This window comes from Streptomyces sp. NPDC043878 (genome assembly GCF_056435735.1).
The window spans coordinates 1-16,741 of sequence record NZ_JBWKDW010000041.1 but is presented as its reverse complement, the minus strand read 5'-3'; the positions used below and the strand labels follow the sequence as shown (position 1 = coordinate 16,741).

The 16,741-nt window shown below is 74.3% G+C and carries 13 protein-coding genes; 9 read left to right on the top strand and 4 right to left on the bottom strand.

The genetic code is table 11. From position 1 onward, the window contains the following. Positions 1-35 precede the first annotated feature (35 nt). Positions 36-1,475 (bottom strand): multicopper oxidase family protein, encoded by a 1,440-nt coding sequence (locus AC07AZ_RS36105; RefSeq protein WP_478854989.1) that lies wholly within the window; start codon positions 1,473-1,475, stop codon positions 36-38. 248 nt (positions 1,476-1,723) lie between these two features. Beyond that, entirely contained in the window at positions 1,724-2,479 is a 756-nt protein-coding gene (locus AC07AZ_RS36100; RefSeq protein ID WP_478854988.1) for an SDR family NAD(P)-dependent oxidoreductase, read from the bottom strand. A 202-nt stretch (positions 2,480-2,681) separates the two neighbouring features. Here AC07AZ_RS36100 and AC07AZ_RS36095 point away from each other — a divergent pair, with 202 nt between their 5' ends. The 5 genes from AC07AZ_RS36095 (at position 2,682) to AC07AZ_RS36075 (ending at position 9,967) form a co-directional block, all read left to right on the top strand. Further along, complete coding sequence (locus tag AC07AZ_RS36095; RefSeq protein ID WP_478854987.1) at positions 2,682-3,629, top strand: hypothetical protein; 948 nt, start codon at positions 2,682-2,684, stop codon at positions 3,627-3,629. 285 nt (positions 3,630-3,914) lie between these two features. Further along, positions 3,915-4,370 (top strand): cobalamin B12-binding domain-containing protein, encoded by a 456-nt coding sequence (locus tag AC07AZ_RS36090; RefSeq protein WP_356042614.1) that lies wholly within the window; start codon positions 3,915-3,917, stop codon positions 4,368-4,370. Beyond that, a complete protein-coding gene (locus AC07AZ_RS36085; protein ID WP_478854986.1) occupies positions 4,367-7,690 on the top strand; it encodes an FAD/NAD(P)-binding protein in 3,324 nt (1,107 codons plus the stop codon). Before AC07AZ_RS36090 ends, AC07AZ_RS36085 begins: the two co-directional genes overlap by 4 nt. Next, complete coding sequence (locus tag AC07AZ_RS36080; protein WP_478854985.1) at positions 7,690-9,549, top strand: acetate--CoA ligase; 1,860 nt, start codon at positions 7,690-7,692, stop codon at positions 9,547-9,549. The genes AC07AZ_RS36085 and AC07AZ_RS36080 overlap by 1 nt, the downstream gene beginning before the upstream one ends. Positions 9,550-9,553: 4 nt before the next feature. Continuing rightward, positions 9,554-9,967: a cupin domain-containing protein gene (locus AC07AZ_RS36075; RefSeq protein ID WP_478854984.1), complete on the top strand. Its 414-nt coding sequence runs from the start codon at positions 9,554-9,556 to the stop codon at positions 9,965-9,967. A 227-nt stretch (positions 9,968-10,194) separates the two neighbouring features. On the opposite strand, the gene AC07AZ_RS36070 is transcribed toward AC07AZ_RS36075, so the two are convergent. Together AC07AZ_RS36070 and AC07AZ_RS36065 are read right to left on the bottom strand one after the other, a co-directional pair. After that, positions 10,195-10,578 (bottom strand): antibiotic biosynthesis monooxygenase family protein, encoded by a 384-nt coding sequence (locus AC07AZ_RS36070; RefSeq protein WP_478854983.1) that lies wholly within the window; start codon positions 10,576-10,578, stop codon positions 10,195-10,197. Between the two features lie 14 nt (positions 10,579-10,592). Further along, positions 10,593-11,276: an N-acyl homoserine lactonase family protein gene (locus tag AC07AZ_RS36065; protein WP_478854982.1), complete on the bottom strand. Its 684-nt coding sequence runs from the start codon at positions 11,274-11,276 to the stop codon at positions 10,593-10,595. A gap of 131 nt (positions 11,277-11,407) precedes the next feature. Here AC07AZ_RS36065 and AC07AZ_RS36060 point away from each other — a divergent pair, with 131 nt between their 5' ends. From AC07AZ_RS36060 to AC07AZ_RS36045, 4 genes are all read left to right on the top strand, one after another. Beyond that, a complete protein-coding gene (locus AC07AZ_RS36060) occupies positions 11,408-13,198 on the top strand; it encodes an MFS transporter (protein ID WP_478854981.1) in 1,791 nt (596 codons plus the stop codon). 393 nt (positions 13,199-13,591) lie between these two features. Next, positions 13,592-14,839, top strand: coding sequence for a methionine adenosyltransferase (gene metK, locus AC07AZ_RS36055; RefSeq protein WP_478854980.1), 1,248 nt, complete (start codon positions 13,592-13,594; stop codon positions 14,837-14,839). A 1-nt stretch (position 14,840) separates the two neighbouring features. Further along, on the top strand, positions 14,841-15,824 hold the full coding sequence (locus AC07AZ_RS36050; protein ID WP_478854979.1) for a carbohydrate kinase family protein: 984 nt from the start codon (positions 14,841-14,843) through the stop codon (positions 15,822-15,824). Beyond that, the coding region (locus AC07AZ_RS36045) for a homocysteine S-methyltransferase family protein (protein WP_478854978.1) at positions 15,821-16,741 on the top strand (921 nt) is incomplete at its 3' end. The genes AC07AZ_RS36050 and AC07AZ_RS36045, both read left to right, overlap by 4 nt.

Here is a 16,741-nt window from a genome sequence, read left to right as displayed (position 1 = left end):
TCGTTGAGGGCGCGGCGGGCGGTGCGGAGCCCGGGTCACTCGACGACTTCCATCTGGCCCATCATTCCCATGGTCATGTGGCCCAGCAGATGGCAGTGGTACATGAACCTGCCGGTGTAGTCGGTGAACCTGAGTTTGAAGCGCACGCTCTTGCCCGGCATGACGGTGACGGTGTCCTTCAGGCCCGCCTCGCCCGGCGCGGGGGGCGTGCCGTCCCGGTCCAGCACCTGGAAGTGCTCCAGGTGGGTGTGCAGGGAGTGCGGGATGCCGAACCGCGTGTCGGTGTTGCGGACGGTCCACACCTCCGTGGTGCCGAGCCGGGGCCGCAGGTCGACGCGCTCGGGGTCGAACGGCCGGCCGTTGATCAGGTGCTGCCCCGTGGCCGCGTCGAAGGACATGACGAGGGTCCGCTCCACGGTGGGGGTACCGAGGTCCGGCACCGGGCGCAGCTCGTCCGGCACCCGGGAGGGGTCGTGCGCGGTGCGCACCACGTCGAAGCGCATCACCTCCGGGAGTTCGCCGGGGAAGGCGATGGCGTTGCTCAGGACGACCTGGGAGCCGACCGGGTAGCGCGAGAAGTCGATGACGACCTCCTGCCGCTCGGCCGGCCAGATCTCCAGGACCCGGGCGGGCACCGGGGCGGGCAGCAGACCCCCGTCGGTGGCGATGTGGGTCATCTCGTCGCCCTGGCCGAGGCGGAGCAGGAAGGCGCGCTCGTTGGAGGTGTTGGTGAGGCGGATGCGGTACTTGCGGGCGGCGACCTCGAAGTACGGGCGGGGACGGCCGTTGACCAGCACGGTGGGTCGGTCCATGAAGCCGTCCATGGCGTACACGAGCGAGCCGTCCTCGGCGAACTTGGCGTCCCGCAGGTACAGCGGCACGTCGTACCGCCCCTTGGGCAGCGGCAGCTTCTCCTCGAACGCGTCGGTCAGCAGATAGCCGGCCACGGTGCCCAGGTAGACGTTCTCGGCGTGCGCGTGGTGGGAGTGGTCGTGCAGCCACATGGTCGCGGCGCGTTGCTCGTTGGGGTAGTTGAAGACGCGGGTGCCGCCGGGCAGCACCTCGTTGTCGGGGTGCCCGTCGTGGCGGGCCGGGACGTGGCCGCCGTGCAGGTGCATGGAGAAGGGCACGCCGAGGGCGTTGGTCTGCTCGATGATCACCGGCCGGCCCCGGGTGGCCCGGATGACCGGGGCGACCTCGCCGTTGAACAGGCGCATCCGGGTCGTGGTGCCGGGCAGGACGGACACGTCCGCCTCGCGGGCGGTCAGCCGGTAGACGTCGTAGCCCGCGCCGTGCCGGCCGCGTCCCCCGCCGAGCGGGCGCAGCACCCGTGCCGGCCGCAGCGGTACGGCGAAGAGTTCCTCGGCGTTCCCGCCGCCGGACCCGGTCGCGAGCGCCGTCGCGCCCGCGCCGGAGGCGGCGGCCAGCACACCGGTGGCAGCGCTCGCCCTGATGAGTTGCCTGCGAGTCAGCACGCGCTCTCTCCTTGTTCGGTGGGCCGGATCCGCGTCGGGTGGGGCCGTGTCCGCGTCGGGTGGGGCCGTGTCCGCGTCGGGTGGGGCCGTGTCCGCGTCGGGTGGGGCCGTGTCCGGTGGGGTCGGTCTCGGGTGGGGCCGTGCCCGCGTTCGGTGGGTCCGTGTCCGGTGGGTCGGGGTCCGCGCACATTCAGCCGCAGTGGGCTAGGCGCCCGCTTGAGCGGCGGTACACCGGGGCCGGTGGCCGCTCAGCCGGTGCGGTGGACCTTGTGCTGGGCCGCCTGGGCTCGCGGGCGGACGACCATGAGGTCGACGTCGACGTGCGGCGGCCGGGTCACGGCCCAGGTCACGGCGTCGGCGACGTCCTCCGCGGTGAGGGGCTGTTCGACGCCCCGGTAGACGCGGGCCGCGGCGTCGGCGTCGCCCCGGAAACGGTTGAGGGCGAACTCCTCCGTGCGCACCAGTCCGGGTGCGATCTCGACGACGCGCACGGGTTCGCCGCACAGTTCCAGCCGCAGCGTGGCCGCGAGGGCGTGCGCCCCGTGCTTGGCCGCCGCGTATCCGCCGCCGCCCTCGTAGGCGACGTGCCCGGCGGTGGAGGACAGCACCACGACCGTGCCGCCGCCGCCCGCCACCAGCAGGGGCAGCAGTGCCTGGGTGACGTGCAGGGTGCCGAGCACGTTGACCTCGAACATGGCGGACCAGTCGGCCGGGTCGGCGACGGCGACGTACTCGGTGCCGAGCGCGCCGCCCGCGTTGTTCACGAGCACGTCGACCCTTTCCAGACCGTCGGCGAAGTCCCGTACGGCCTGCTGGTCGGTGACGTCCAGGGGGTGCGCGGAGCACTGGCCGCCGGCCGCCGTGATCTGTGCGGCGACCGTTTCGAGGCGGTCCTTGCGGCGGCCGGTCAGAACGACCCGGTGGCCGGTCGCGGCCAGCCGGCGCGCGGTCGCGGCGCCGATGCCGCTGCCTGCTCCGGTGACGACGGCGACAGCAGTGTCCATGAGGGCTCCTCCAGGTGGTGCCGTTGGGCGGGACGACCGGGGCAGGGTGCCGCGTCCCGCTCGAATACGCCTATGGCCGCCGGCGCGGGAACGTGCCGCCGCCCGTTCCCGGCCACCGGCGGACGCGCCCTCTCGATACGGCCTGAAGCCACCCTTGAGCCGGTCTGCGGAGCATCCGGGCCTCAGAACTAAGGAGGAACCGGTGAGAGACGCGAACCCAGCGGGACCCTCGGGCGTCGGGCGCGGTCCGCGGCGGCGCGGCGTGCTGTTCGGGCTGGCGGGCGGCGCGACCGCGCTGCTGCCCGGCACGGCGGTGGCCCAGGAGTCCGGCAGGCACCAAGGACCACGGGCCGGGACGGTCGTCGGCGCGGTGGCCGCGCCCGACGGTCTGGCCCTGAGCGCCGACACGGTGCCCGCGGGCGTGGTCACCCTGCGCGCGACCACGCCGGACCCCGCGCTGCAGCACCCCCTCGGGCTGATCAGGCTGCTGCCCGGAGTGTCCCTGGACGCCTTCCTGACGCACTACCGGCAGGCCGCCACCGCCAAGGACCCGGCCGAGCGGCGGGCCGGACTGGAACTCATCGACAGCGAGGCGCGCTACTTCGGCGGACCGGCCGTGACGGCGGCCGGCGGGGCGGTGGAGGTGACCTGGATCCTCGCCCCCGGTACCTACCACCTGCTCGACTACACCACCGTCGACCCCGCGCACCCGGAGCGGGTGCGCACGCTGCGGGTGACCGGCACCAGTCCGCAGGGCCGACCCCGGGTCGCGCCGCACGTCATCACGCCGTACGACGACGGCGACCGGGGCCGGTACCTCACCGCGGGCACCCTGCCCGCCGCCGGGGTGTTCCAGGTCGTGAACCACACCGCGCAGCTCAACGAGGTGATGTTCCTGCGGACCGTGGCGGGGGCCACCGACGCGGACGTCACCGCGTGCATGGAGGCGCTGGGCAGGGGTGAGAACCCCCCGGTCTACCCGTTCACCGGCGTGCCCACGGGTCTGACCCCGCTGCAGCCCGGTTCGTCCGCGGTGTTCGCGCACTCCCTCCAGCCGGGCCGCTATCTCCTCACCTCCTTCATCAGCAACCGGCAGACGCTGGTCAAGCGGGCCTTCGAAGGCATGTGGCAGCTGGTCACCCTGCGCTGACGGCCCTTCGGCGGCCGGTCCGAGCCGGTCCGGTCCGGGGCTGGGAAGGGGCCGGTCGGGGCCGGGAAGGGACCGGTCCGAGCCGGGAAGGGACCGGTCCGAGCCGGGAAGGGACCGGTCCGGCGGACGGTCAAGCGCCGGACCCGCACCGTTCCCACGCCGGTCCAGCGCGATCCCACGCCGGTCCAGCGCGATCCCACGCCGGTCCCCCGCCGGTCCAGCGCCGGTCCCACGCCGGTCCAGCGCCAATCCCACGCCAGTCCTACGAGAGAGAGATGAACACCTATGAGGACGGTGGCCCATCGAGACGGGCGGCGGCGCGTCCTGCTGTCCACGGTCTCCTCGGACGCCCACACCTGGAACCTGGTCTTCCTCAGGCTGCTGCTGGAGGAGATGGGCCACGAGGTCGTCAGTCTCGGGCCGTGCGTACCCGACCGGCTGCTCCTCGACTCCGTGCGCCGGATCCGGCCCGACCTGCTGGTGGTGAGCACCGTCAACGGTCACGGGCAGCTCGACGGGGCCCGGATGATCCGCAAGCTGCGCGCCGACCCGGTGGCCCGGGACACACCCGCGGTCATCGGCGGCAAACTGGGGATCACCGGCGACGACGGCACCACGACCGCGAGGGCGCTGGTCGACGCCGGGTTCGACGCGGTGTTCACGGACACCGCGGACACCGCGCTGATCGGCCGGATCCTCGGGGCGCTGCCGCAACGGGCTCCGGAGGGCAGGGCGGTATGACCCGGCAGTCGTCGAGCGACCGCCCGTCCGTCGATCTGGGCACCCAGGTGCGCCGGGCCGCCGCCATGGGCCTGCTCGTGGTGCAGCCCAGGATGGGGATGGCCGCCCCGGACGCGATGGCGGCGGGGCTGCGCGCGGTGTGCTCGCTGCCCTACCCGACCGTCGGCACCCTCACCCTCGACAGCTACACGCGGGTCGGCGACCACGACCACGCGCGGGCCGCGCTCGCCGCGGGCGACGCGCTCAACGGCTTCCCGCTGGTGGCGCACGGACCGCGGGTCACCGCGCGGGTCGCCGCGGCGGCCGCCGACCGCGCGGTGCAGGTGCGGCACGGCTCGGCTCTGCCGCGGGACATCTTCCGCGCGATGGCGGCCGCCGGTCTGTCCGCGAGCGAGGGCGGCCCGGTGTCGTACTGCCTGCCCTACGGCCGCACCCCGCTCGCCGAGTCCGTCGCCAACTGGCGTACGGCGACGGCGGAGTTCGCGGAGCTCAGCCGGGCCCGCGGACTGCGGGCGCATCTGGAGACGTTCGGCGGCTGCCTGCTCGGCCAGCTGTGCCCGCCCTCGCTGCTGGTGGCGACGAGCGTGCTGGAGGCCCTGTTCTTCGTGCAGCACGGCACGACCAGCGTGTCCCTGAGCTACGCGCAGCAGACCGACGCCCGCCAGGACGTCGAGGCGCTCGCCGCGCTGCGGCTGCTCGCCGACGAGTGGCTGCCCGACCACGTCGACCGCCACCTGGTGCTCTACACGTACATGGGGGTCTTCCCGGGCAGCCCCCAGGGCGCGCAGCTGCTGATGGACCGCAGCGCGGAACTCGCGGTGCGCGGCGGCGCCCAGCGGCTCATCGTGAAGACGCCGGTCGAGGCGGTGCGGCTGCCGACGGTCGCCGAGAACGTCGCCGCGCTGCGGTCGGCGGCCCGCACCGCGCTGCGTACCCGCGGTGACAGCCGCATCCCGCGGGCCCACGAGGTGGACCCCGGTGAGGTACTGGCCGAGGCGCGGGCGCTGGTGGAGGCGACGCTGGAGCTGCACGACGACGTGGGCACCGCGCTGACCCGCGCCTTCGCGGCCGGAATCCTGGACGTGCCGTTCTGTCTGCACGAGGACAACCGGGGGCTGACCCAGGCGGCCGTCGACGGGGAGGGCCGGCTGCGCTGGACCCGGACCGGACGGCTGCCGCTGCCCCGCCGCGCGGGGGCGGCGCGCTCCGCGCCGGGCTCCGTCACCGCGGGCCGGCTGCTGCAGATGCTGCGCTACACCGCGGACCGGCACGACCTGCTGGCCCTGGAGGGCGCCCCGGACTCCGGCTGGGAGGCTCTGCCCGGGCAGCCGCCCGACGCGGCGCCGCCGGAGCCGTACCGGATCGCCGTGGTCGGCACCGGCCCGCGCGGCACCTCGGTGCTGGAGCGGCTGGCCGCCCGGCTGGCCGAGGAGCCGGCCGCGCGCCCGGTGGAGGTCTGCGCGATCGACGCCACCGAGGTGGGACCGGGCCGCATCTGGCGCACCGGCCAGCCGCACTGGTCGATGATGAACACCGTCTCCGGCGAGGTCACCATCTTCTCCGGGCCCCCGGACAGCGGTCCGGCCCGCGCCGGTGCGGGCCCCTCGCTGTACGAGTGGTGGCGGGTCGTCGACCCGGAGCGGGCGGCCCCGGACGCCTGCGCGCCGCGCGCCCTGTACGGCCAGTACCTCGCGTACGCCGTGGACCGCATCGAGCGGAGCCTGCCGGCCGGGGCGCTGCGGCTGCGCCGGCTGTCCGGCCAGTACGTCCGGACGCTGACCCGGGAGTCCGACGGACGGTACCTGCTGACCCTCGGCGACGGACGCCGGGTGCGCGCGGACCGGGTGGTGCTGACCACCGGCCACCCGCTGCCCGGACTGCGGCCCGACCAGCGGGCGTTGGCCGACTTCGCCGCGGAGCGGCCGCACCTGCGGTACGTGCGCGGCGACTCGGCGATCGACATGCCGCTGGCGGACGTCGAACCCGGCAGCACCGTCGGCGTGATCGGCCTCGGCCTGTCGTTCTACGACGTCGTCGCCGCCCTCACCACCGGGCGTGGCGGCCGCTTCGTGCCGGCCGGGGACGGCCTCCGGTACGAGCCGAGCGGCCGGGAGCCGCTGCTGGTCGCCGGGTCGCGCAGCGGGGTGCCGCTGCTGGCCCGCGGCCGCAACCAGAAGGGACCGCAGCACACCTACCGGCCGCGGCTGTTCACCCGGGAGCGGGTCCGCGCGCTGCGCCGCCGCGGGCAGCTGGACTTCCGGGCGGACGTCGAGCCCTGGCTGCTGGCCGAGGTGGAACTGGTGCGCTGCGCGACGGCGCTGCACCGCGACTACGGGCCCGACATCGCCGAGCGGTTCCGGCACGAGGCCGAGGAGGCGGTACGGGCCGGCGACGCCGATCCGCGGGAGGCGGTGTTCCGGGCCGCGGCCCGCTGCGGTCTGCGCGGGCTGCGCCCCCTGGACCTGGAGGAGTGGGCCTGGCCGTTCCGGGGGCGCCGCTTCCCCGGCGGGGCGGCCTTCCAGGAGGAGCTGGCCGCGCTGCTGCGCCGGGACCTGGAGCTGGCCGAGGAGGGCAATGCCGAGGGGCCCGTGAAAGCCTGCCTGGACACCATCCGGGACGTGCGCGGGGTGCTGCGCTCCGCCGTGGACTTCTCGGGTCTCGCCCCCGGCTCGCACCGCGAGGACTTCCTGCGGGACTTCGTGCCGACGGTGTCCCGGCTCACCACCGGACCGCCCATGGTGCGGCTGCGTCAGCTCCTCGCCCTGCTGGACACCGGGCTGCTGCGGATCGCCGGCCCGGACGCCCGGTACGGCGCCGACCCGGACACCGGACGGTTCTTCGTGGAGTCGCCGCAGGTCGCCGGCAGCCGCACCGCGCTGGACGTGCTGATCGACGCCCGGATACCCGAGCCGGACCTGCGGCGGGCGCACGGCGACCTGACGGCCCGGCTCCGCGACCAGGGCCTGCTCACGCCGTACGTCAACCGGGGCGCGGACGGCACCGAGTTCGCCACCGGCGGCGTGACGGTCACCGGGTCGCCGTTCCATCCGGTACGGGCCGACGGGCGCCCGGAGAACGGGATGTACGTGCTGGGCATCCCCAGCGAGTTCACCCGGTGGTTCACCCAGGTCGGCAGTGGACGCCCGGGCGTGTGGGGCGAGTTCACGGCCGACGCCGACGCGATCGCCGAGGACGCCCTGGCCGGGGTGCGCACCGGCACCGGCGGCCGGACGCTGAGCGGCGCCGCCCTGAGCGGTGTGGTGCTGAGCGCCCGGTGGCGGGCCGAACTCGGCTCGCCCGACGACGAAGGAGACCGCTGATGCCCTCGCGCACCCAGGCGGCACCCGCCCGGGACGCCTACCGGGCGGCCCGGTGGACGCCCGCGCACCACGAGTTCCGCGCGGCCCGCGACCTGCTGCTGCGCCACCGCACCGACCCGGACACCGCGGCGGCCCTGTTCCGCTGGCCCCGGCCGGAGCACTTCAACTGGGCGCTGGAGTGGTTCGACGTGATCGCGCACGGCAACGACACGCCCGCGCTGGAACTGGCCGGCCGGGACGGTGGGGTGCGCTCGTTCTCGTACGCCGAACTCTCCCGCCGCTCCGACACGGTGGCGAACTGGCTGGCCGGCCTCGGGGTGGCGCGCGGCGACCGGCTGATGGTGGTCCTCGGCACCCAGCCCGAGCTGTGGGAGGTGCTGCTGGCCGCGCTGAAACTCGGGGCCGTGGTGGTGCCCAGCCATCCGGACCTGACGGCCGCCCAGGCCGCCGACCGGGTGCACCGCGGGCGGCTCACGCACCTGGTGTGCCGGGCCGCCGCGACCCCGGCCTTCGCCGGCCTGACCGTCCCCGGGACGCGGATCGCGGTCCCCGGCCCGGACGGCCCGGTGCCGGCGGGCTGGACGGACTACCGCGGCAGCGAGCGGGCCGCCGGCCGGTTCGTGCCCGAGCGCCCCACCCCGGCCGGCGACGTGGCGTTCTGCTACTTCACCTCCGGTACGACCTCGGCACCCAAGCTGGTCGCGCACACCCACCTCAGCTATCCGGCCGGCCACCTCTCCAGCCTCTACTGGAACGGCCTGCTGCCCGGCGACCGGCAGGTCAACGTCTCCTCGCCGGGCTGGGCCAAGCACTCCTGGAGCAGCCTGTTCGTGCCGTGGAACGCCGAGGCCACGATCGTCGCGCTGCCCGAGGGCCCCGTCGACGCCGTCCGGCTGCCCGGCCTGCTGGACCGCCTGCGGGCCACCGCCTTCTGCGCGCCGCCGGGTGTCTGGCAGGCCCTGCGCCCCCATCTCGGCTCGCGCGCACCGAGGTTGAGGGAGGCCACGAGTGCCGGTGAGCCGCTGCCACCGGACCTGGCCGAGGCGGTCCGGGACGCCTGGGGGGTCGCGGTGCGCGACGGGTACGGGCAGACCGAGACGACCGCGCTGATCGGCACCACGCCGGGCACCGAACCGCGCCCGGGGCTGCTCGGCCGCCCGCTGCCCGGCTACCGCATCACCCTGCGCGACCCGGAGACAGGGGCCCGCCAGGACCTGCCGGGCGGGCCGGGGACGCCGGACGGGTCCCGGACGGGCGAGATCTGCGTCGAACTCGACGCGGGCGGGCCCGCCGGGGCGGACGCGTGCGGCGACGCCGGGCGGCCGGTCGGTGTGATGGCCGGCTACCCCGACGACCCCGAACGCACCGAACAGGCCCTGGGACGCGGCTGGTACGCCACCGGCGACCTCGGCGAACGCGACGCGGACGGCTGGATACGGGTCCTGGGCCGGCGCGACGACGTGTTCAAGTCCCACGGCCACCGGGTCTCGCCGTACGAGGCGGAGGCCGCGCTGCGCGCCCACCCGGCGGTCGCCGAGGTGGCGGTGGTGCCGGTGCCGGACGACCGGGCCGGACTGCTGCCGCTCGCCGTCGTCGTCCCCTCACCCGGCCGGACGGCGGACGCGGCGCTGGCCGGGCTGCTGCTCGCACACGCCGGACGCGCCCTGTCGCCGGTGGGGCGCCCCGAGCGGCTGTGCTTCGCCGAACGGCTGCCCCACACCACCTCCGGCAAGATCCAGCGGCGCGTGGTGCGCGAACGGCTGCCTGAGTACGGCGCCCCGTTCGGCCCCGCGTCCACCACCGCCGGACCCTCCCCCGTCTCCGTATCCCCTGATTCCCCTGCTGCGACAAGGAGTTGACGACATGTCAGCACAACAGGTGCCGGTGGCGGCACCGCTGCTCGTCGAGGGGCTCGACCGGCCCGAGGAACTCGCCCGCCGCCTGCGGTTCACTCCGCTGACCGCGGACGGCCGCGTCGGTGTCGAGGTGTTCCCGCTCTACGGCACCGAGCAGACCGGCCCGTCCGGGCCCGCGGCCTCGCTGGTGCGGTACCACCCGGGCGCGAGCGCCGACCCGCACCGCCACACCGGCTACGAGATCATCCTCGTCCTCGACGGCGAACTGATCACCGAGGACGGACGGCACCCGAAGAACTCCCTGCTGGTGATGGCCCCCGGCAGCGTCCACGCCCCGCGCACCGAGCGGGGCGCGCTGATGCTGGTGGTGTGGGAGGCGCCGGTGGAACCGGCGGAAGCGGTGACGGCGACGGAGGGCTGACCCGGACGCCGGGCACCGCCCCCGTCCGGAACACCGGCCGCCACCCCCGTCCGGAACACCGGGCGGGGGTGGCGGTCCTGTGTTCGACTGCCGGGCGCGTCAGAGATCAGGGGTCGGGGTCAGGGGCCGGGGCCCGGGGGTCGCGGGTCGGGAGCGGGGGTCAGGGGCGGGGGTCGTGGGCCGGGGTCGTGGGCCGGGGTCGCGGGTCGGGGCCGGGGTCACCGGCCTCACACCTCCTCGGACGTGATGCCGTAGACGGCGTAGTGGCGGCCGCGGGAGCGGTCCTGGAAGGTCCTCAGCGCCGAGGGGTTGTCCTTGTGGTCCGGGCCGAACTGCCAGGCGCGGTACGCCTCCAGGCTCTCCCACTCGCCGTGCAGCGCGAACTCGCCGGGCCGGTCCACGTCCCGCAGCAGCTCGCTGCGCAGCAGGCCGGGAACGGTGTCGGGCCGCACCCAGCTGATCTCCCGGTACGCCCGCTCCAACGGTTCCGTGCCGTCCTCGGGGGCCCGCAGGTACACGACCACGCGGACGCGCTCGGTGGGATGGGAGCTCTCGGGACTCGTGGAGCTCGCGGGGCTCGTGGAGCTCGCGGGGCTTTCGGTGCTCGTCATCGGGGTGCCTCTCGTCAGTCGTAGTACTCGGGCGCGACCCGCAGCGTCCGCCACTGCTGCGCGTCGTGGCCGTGCACGATCAGGGCGTTCTCGGCGCGCGCCAGCTCCACCAACTTGCGGGTGCTCTCCCGCAGTTCCTTCTCGTCCAGGTCGAAGGGGAGGACGGGACGGTCGTCGGGGTCCAGGGCCGCGCTCATCGGAATGGCGTCCACCGCGAGCAGCACCGCACCGGTCCGCTCCAGCCGGACCAGGACGGACTGGTGGCCCGGCACATGTCCGCCGGAGGCCACCAGCTCGATGCCGGGCAGGAGTTCGGTGTCGCCGTCGACGGCGCGGTAGCGCAGCCCGGGCACGTCCCACAGCGGCCGGGACGCGGCCAGCCTCGGCACGGTGCCGGAACGGGCCAGGTCGAGGTGGGCACGCTGGATCACGAACTCGGCGCCGGGGAAGGCGGCGTGACCGCCCACGTGGTCGGGGTCGAGGTGGGAGCACACGACGAGGTCGACGTCCTCGGGGTGCACGCCGACGCGGGCCAGCGCCGACACCACGTCCTGGCCCTCCTCCACCTGGAGGGGGCCGCCGGGCGCGGCCCCGGTGTCGACCAGCACCGTGCGCCCGTCGTCGGTGCGGATGAGATAGCCGGGCACCGGCGCCCCGAGCCCCGGGACGGTGCCCAGCCTCAGCAAGTACAGCCTCATGTCTGCGCGTTCCCTTCCGGCGCGACGGGTGCCGCTGCCGCCGGAATGGTCGGCGGGCCCGCTCGAGCGGCGCTCAAGCGGAACCGATCACACTCGGCGCAAGCGCGCCGTCGGACAGAGGAGAGAGCACCGTGACGCACGCAACTGAGGAGACGTACCTGGAAGGGGAGGGGGTGCCGGACCCGCAGCGGTGGCGCGCCGCCGCAGTGATTCTCGTCGCCATCGCCCTCGACCTCATCGACACGACGATCGTGAACGTGGCGCTTCCGGTGCTGCAGACCGACCTGGGCGCCGACAAGGCGGCGCTCCAGTGGGTCGCGGCCGCCTACACGCTGGCCTTCGCGCTGAGCCTGATCACCGTCGGCCGCATCGGCGACATGCTGGGCCGCAAGCGGATGATCTGCGTGGGCATCGTCGTGTTCGTGGCCGCGTCGCTGTTGTGCGGGGTGGCGCAGAGCACGGAGATGCTGATCGCCTCCCGGGTGCTTCAGGGCCTGGGCGGTGCCGTGGTGATGACACAGGGCCTGTCGATCTTCCAGGTGGCCTTCCCGCCCAAGGAACGCGCTGCGGTCTTCGGCATGTTCGGCGCCCTGTCCGGTGTCGCCGCGATGCTCGGTCCGGTGCTCGGCGGGGTGCTCGTCGACGCCGACCTCTTCGGCTGGTCGTGGCGTCCGATCTTCCTGGTGAACGTCCCCGTGGGCCTGCTCGCCCTGCTCGGGGTGGGCGCCTTCGTACGCGAGTCGCGTTCGCCGAACGTCAAGCGCCTGGACCTGGTGGGTGTCGCCCTGGTGACCCTGGCCCTGCTGTCCCTGCTCTACCCGCTGGTGCAGGGCGCGGAGGCCGGCTGGCCCACCTGGTCGTTCGCCGCGATGGCCTGCTCGGTGCCGCTGTTCGTCGTGTTCGGCCTGTACGAGCGGCGCAAGGCGGCACGGGACGGCTCCGCCCTGGTGGAGCCGAGCCTGTTCAAGGAACGGTCCTTCGTGGCCGGCCTGCTGGTGATGCTGAGCTTCTTCGCGATCATCGCGGGCCTGTTCTTCCCCTTCACCCTGTATCTCCAGGTGGGGCTCGGCTTCTCGCCGCTGGCGGCCGGCCTGGCGACCGTGCCCTTCTCCTTCGGCGCGATGATCACCTCATCGTTCTCGGCGGTCCTGGCCCTCAAGATGGGGCGCAAGGTGCTGAGCATCGGCATGGTGATCATGGGCGTCGGCATGGTCGCCCTCATCCTGACCATCGACCACTTCGGCTCCGGCGTCGGCGGCTGGGACCTGGCGCCCGCGCTGGGCGTGCTCGGCCTCGGCCTCGGGTTCGTCATCTCGCCGGTGGTGGACATCGTGCTCGGCGGGGTTCCGGTGGAGCACGCGGGCTCCGGCTCCGGTGTCCTCAGCACCGCCGACCAGCTCGGCGCCGCGGCCGGCGTCGCCGTCATCGGTGTGCTGTTCTTCAACCTGCTGGCCGGTCAGGCCGTGCCGGGCGCCGACACGGCGGTGCCGGAGCTGCGCCGCAGCCTGGCCGCGGCGGGGGTGGCGGCGCCCGCGCAGGACACGATCGTCGCCAACTTCCGTGTCTGCGCCAAGGAGAGCGGCAAGAACGAGGACGCCGGTGCGCCGCCGGCCGCCTGCCGGCGGATCATCCCCGCGGGGGCGGTGCCCGCCGGCCAGGAGAAGCAGGTCGGCAAGGCGCTCGCCGACGCCTCCGACAAGGCCCGCAAGGAGGGCTACGCGAAGGCCACGGGTGACGTCCTGTGGTACGAGGTCGGGATCATCGGCCTCGGGTTCCTGCTGACGTTCATGCTGCCGAAGCGGCCGCGGCAGCCGGAGTGGGCCGCCGGTGAGGACGGCGCGTCCGAGGGCGACGGCGACGGTGCCGTGCCCTCGCAGAGGGGGCCGGAGGTGTCCGCGGGGCCGCGGGAGGATCGCGGATAGCGGACGGCGGGAGGATCGCGGCCAGCGGTCCGCGGGGTCCGGTACGCAGTCCGCCTGCGGGCGCGTCGCGGCTGGTCGCGCCCGCAGACGGCGGAGCCGCAGATCGCACGCGGCCCCGCGCCCCCTTCGGGGCGCTGCCGAGCCGCTCCCGACCAGCCCCCGGAGACACCCGGCCGAGGCCGTCGTACGCCACGCGTGCGGCGGCCTCGCCGTGTCGCGCCGCGTGTGCCGTGCCATGCCGTGCCGTGCCGTGCCGCGTGTGCCGTGCCATGCCGCGTCGCGCCGCGTCGCGTCGCGTCGCGTCGGCTGTAGAGCCTTTCGAGTCGCTTTGCAGAAGGGGGTCCCACGCTGGCCGGACAACCGAGGTCCGGCTGTCTTTCCCCTGGAGGGTCCGTGTCCCTGCACTTGTTCACCTCGGAGTCCGTCACCGAGGGCCACCCCGACAAGATCGCGGACCGGATCAGCGACACGATCCTCGACGCGATCCTGAGCAACGACCCCACGGCACGCGTCGCGGTCGAGACGCTGATCACGACCGGTCAGGTCCATGTGGCCGGCGAGGTCACCACGTCCGCCTACGCGGACATTCCCACCCTGGTCCGCGAGGCCGTCCTCGACATCGGCTACGACTCGTCGGCGAAGGGCTTCGACGGCGCCTCGTGCGGTGTGTCGGTGTCCATCGGCGCGCAGTCCCCGGACATCGCGCAGGGCGTCGACACGGCGTACGAGAGCCGGGTCGAGGGTGCCGCCGCGGGCGACGACGACGAGCTGGACCGTCAGGGCGCCGGTGACCAGGGCCTGATGTTCGGCTACGCGACGGACGAGACGCCGACGCTGATGCCGCTGCCGATCTTCCTCGCGCACCGCCTCGCGAACCGCCTGTCCGAGGTCCGCAAGAACGGCACCATCCCCTACCTGCGCCCCGACGGCAAGACGCAGGTCACCATCGAGTACGACGGCGACAAGCCGGTCCGGCTCGACACGGTCGTGGTCTCCTCGCAGCACGCCAGCGGTATCGACCTGGAGTCGCTGCTCGTCCCGGACGTCCGTGAGCAGGTCGTGGACCACGAGCTGGCGCGGCTGGCCGCCGAGGGCATCAAGCTGGACACCGAGGGCTACCGGCTGCTGGTCAACCCGACCGGCCGGTTCGAGATCGGCGGCCCGATGGGCGACGCGGGCCTGACCGGCCGCAAGATCATCATCGACACCTACGGCGGCATGGCCCGCCACGGCGGCGGCGCGTTCTCCGGCAAGGACCCGTCGAAGGTGGACCGTTCGGCCGCCTACGCGACGCGCTGGGTCGCCAAGAACGTGGTGGCCGCCGGCCTCGCCTCGCGCTGCGAGGTCCAGGTCGCCTACGCCATCGGCAAGGCCGAGCCGGTCGGCCTGTTCGTCGAGACCTTCGGCACCGCCAAGGTCGACACCGACCGCATCGAGAAGGCGATCGACGAGGTCTTCGACCTCCGCCCGGCCGCCGTCATCCGCGACCTCGACCTGCTCCGCCCGATCTACGCCCGGACGGCCGCCTACGGCCACTTCGGCCGCGAGCTGCCCGACTTCACCTGGGAGCGCACCGACCGCGTCGACGCCCTGCGCAAGGCCGCCGGGCTCACGGACGCCACGGCGACGGGGGGACACTGACATGCGCGTCGCCGTGACCGGGTCCATCGCGAACGACCACCTGATGTCCTTCCCGAACAGGTTCGCCGACCAGCTCATCGCGGAACGGCTGGACCGGATCTCGCTCTCGCTGCTGACGGAGGACCTGGAGATCCGCTACGGCGGCGTCGCGGCGAACATCGCCTTCGGGCTCGGCTCGCTCGGGCTGACGCCGCTGCTGGTCGGCGCGGCCGGCGCGGACTTCGCCGCCCAGGAGGTGTGGCTGAAGGAACACGGGGTCGACACCGCCGGCGTGCGGATCAGCGACACCCTGCACACCGCGCGTTTCGTGTGCGCGACCGACACCGACCAGAACCAGATCGGCTTCTTCTACGCGGGCGCGATGGCGGAGGCCAGGGACATCGACCTGGCGGAGCTGCTGGAGAGCACCGGTGGGGCCGATCTGGTGGTCGTCTCCCCCGACGACCCGGAGGCCATGGTCCGGCACGTCCGGGCGTGCGCGCGGCTCGGCCTGCCGTTCGTCGCCGACCCGTCGCAGCAACTCGCCCGGCTGGACCGGGCCCAGGCGCGGGCCCTGCTCGACCACCCGCGCTACCTGTTCACCAACGAGTACGAGGCGCTGCTCATCCAGGAACGCACGGGCTGGACCGAGCAGCAGGTGCTGGGCCGGGTCGGCACCTGGGTCACCACGCAGGGCGCCGGCGGTTCCCGGATCACCCGGGCGGGCCGCACCACCACGCTCGTCCCGGCCGTCGAGGCGCGCGGCGCGGTCGACCCGACGGGTGCCGGGGACGCCTACCGCGCCGGTTTCCTCGCCGCCCTGTCCTGGGGCCTGGCCGACGAGGACGCCGCCCGGCTGGGCAGCGCCGTCGCGTCCGTCGTACTGGAGAGCAGCGGCACCCAGACGTACGCGCTCGACGGCGACGACCTCCTCGACCGGCTGGCCACCGCCTACGGGGCCGGCGCGCTCACGCACCTCGTTCCGTGGCTGGGGGCCCGGTCATGACGGCGGCGGCCCGCGCGGCCGCGCTGCGCGCGGCCCTCACCTCACGGGTGGTGGTCGCCGACGGGGCGATGGGCACGATGCTCCAGGCGCAGGACCCCACACTCGACGACTTCCAGCAGCTGGAGGGCTGCAACGAGGTCCTGAACGTGACCCGGCCGGACATCGTGCGCTCGGTGCACGAGGCGTACTTCGAGGTGGGCGTCGACTGTGTGGAGACGAACACCTTCGGGGCGAACCACTCGGCGCTCGGCGAGTACGACATCGCCGACCGGGTCCACGAGCTGTCCGAGGCGGGCGCCCGCATCGCCCGTGAGGCGGCGGACGCGTCCACCGCGTCGAGCGGCCGGCAGCGCTGGGTCCTCGGCTCGATGGGGCCGGGGACGAAGCTGCCGACGCTGGGGCACGTGTCGTACGGCGTGCTGCGGGACGCCTACCAGCGCAACGCCGAGGGTCTCGTCGCGGGCGGCGCCGACGCGCTGATCGTGGAGACCACGCAGGACCTGCTCCAGACGAAGGCCGCCGTGCTGGGCGCCCGCCGCGCGCGGGAGATCTCCGGCCTGGACCTGCCGCTGATCGTGTCGGTGACCGTCGAGACCACCGGCACCATGCTGCTGGGCTCGGAGATCGGCGCCGCGCTGACCGCGCTGGAGCCGCTCGGCATCGACATGATCGGCCTCAACTGCGCCACGGGGCCCGCCGAGATGACCGAGCACCTGCGTCATCTCGCCCGCCACTCCCGCATCCCGCTGTCGTGCATGCCGAACGCCGGTTTGCCCGTCCTCGGCCGGGACGGCGCCCACTATCCGCTGCCCGCAGCGGAGTTGGCCGACGCGCAGGAGAACTTCGTCCGCGACTACGGCCTTTCACTGGTCGGCGGCTGCTGCGGTACGACGCCGGAGCACCTGCGGCAGCTGGTG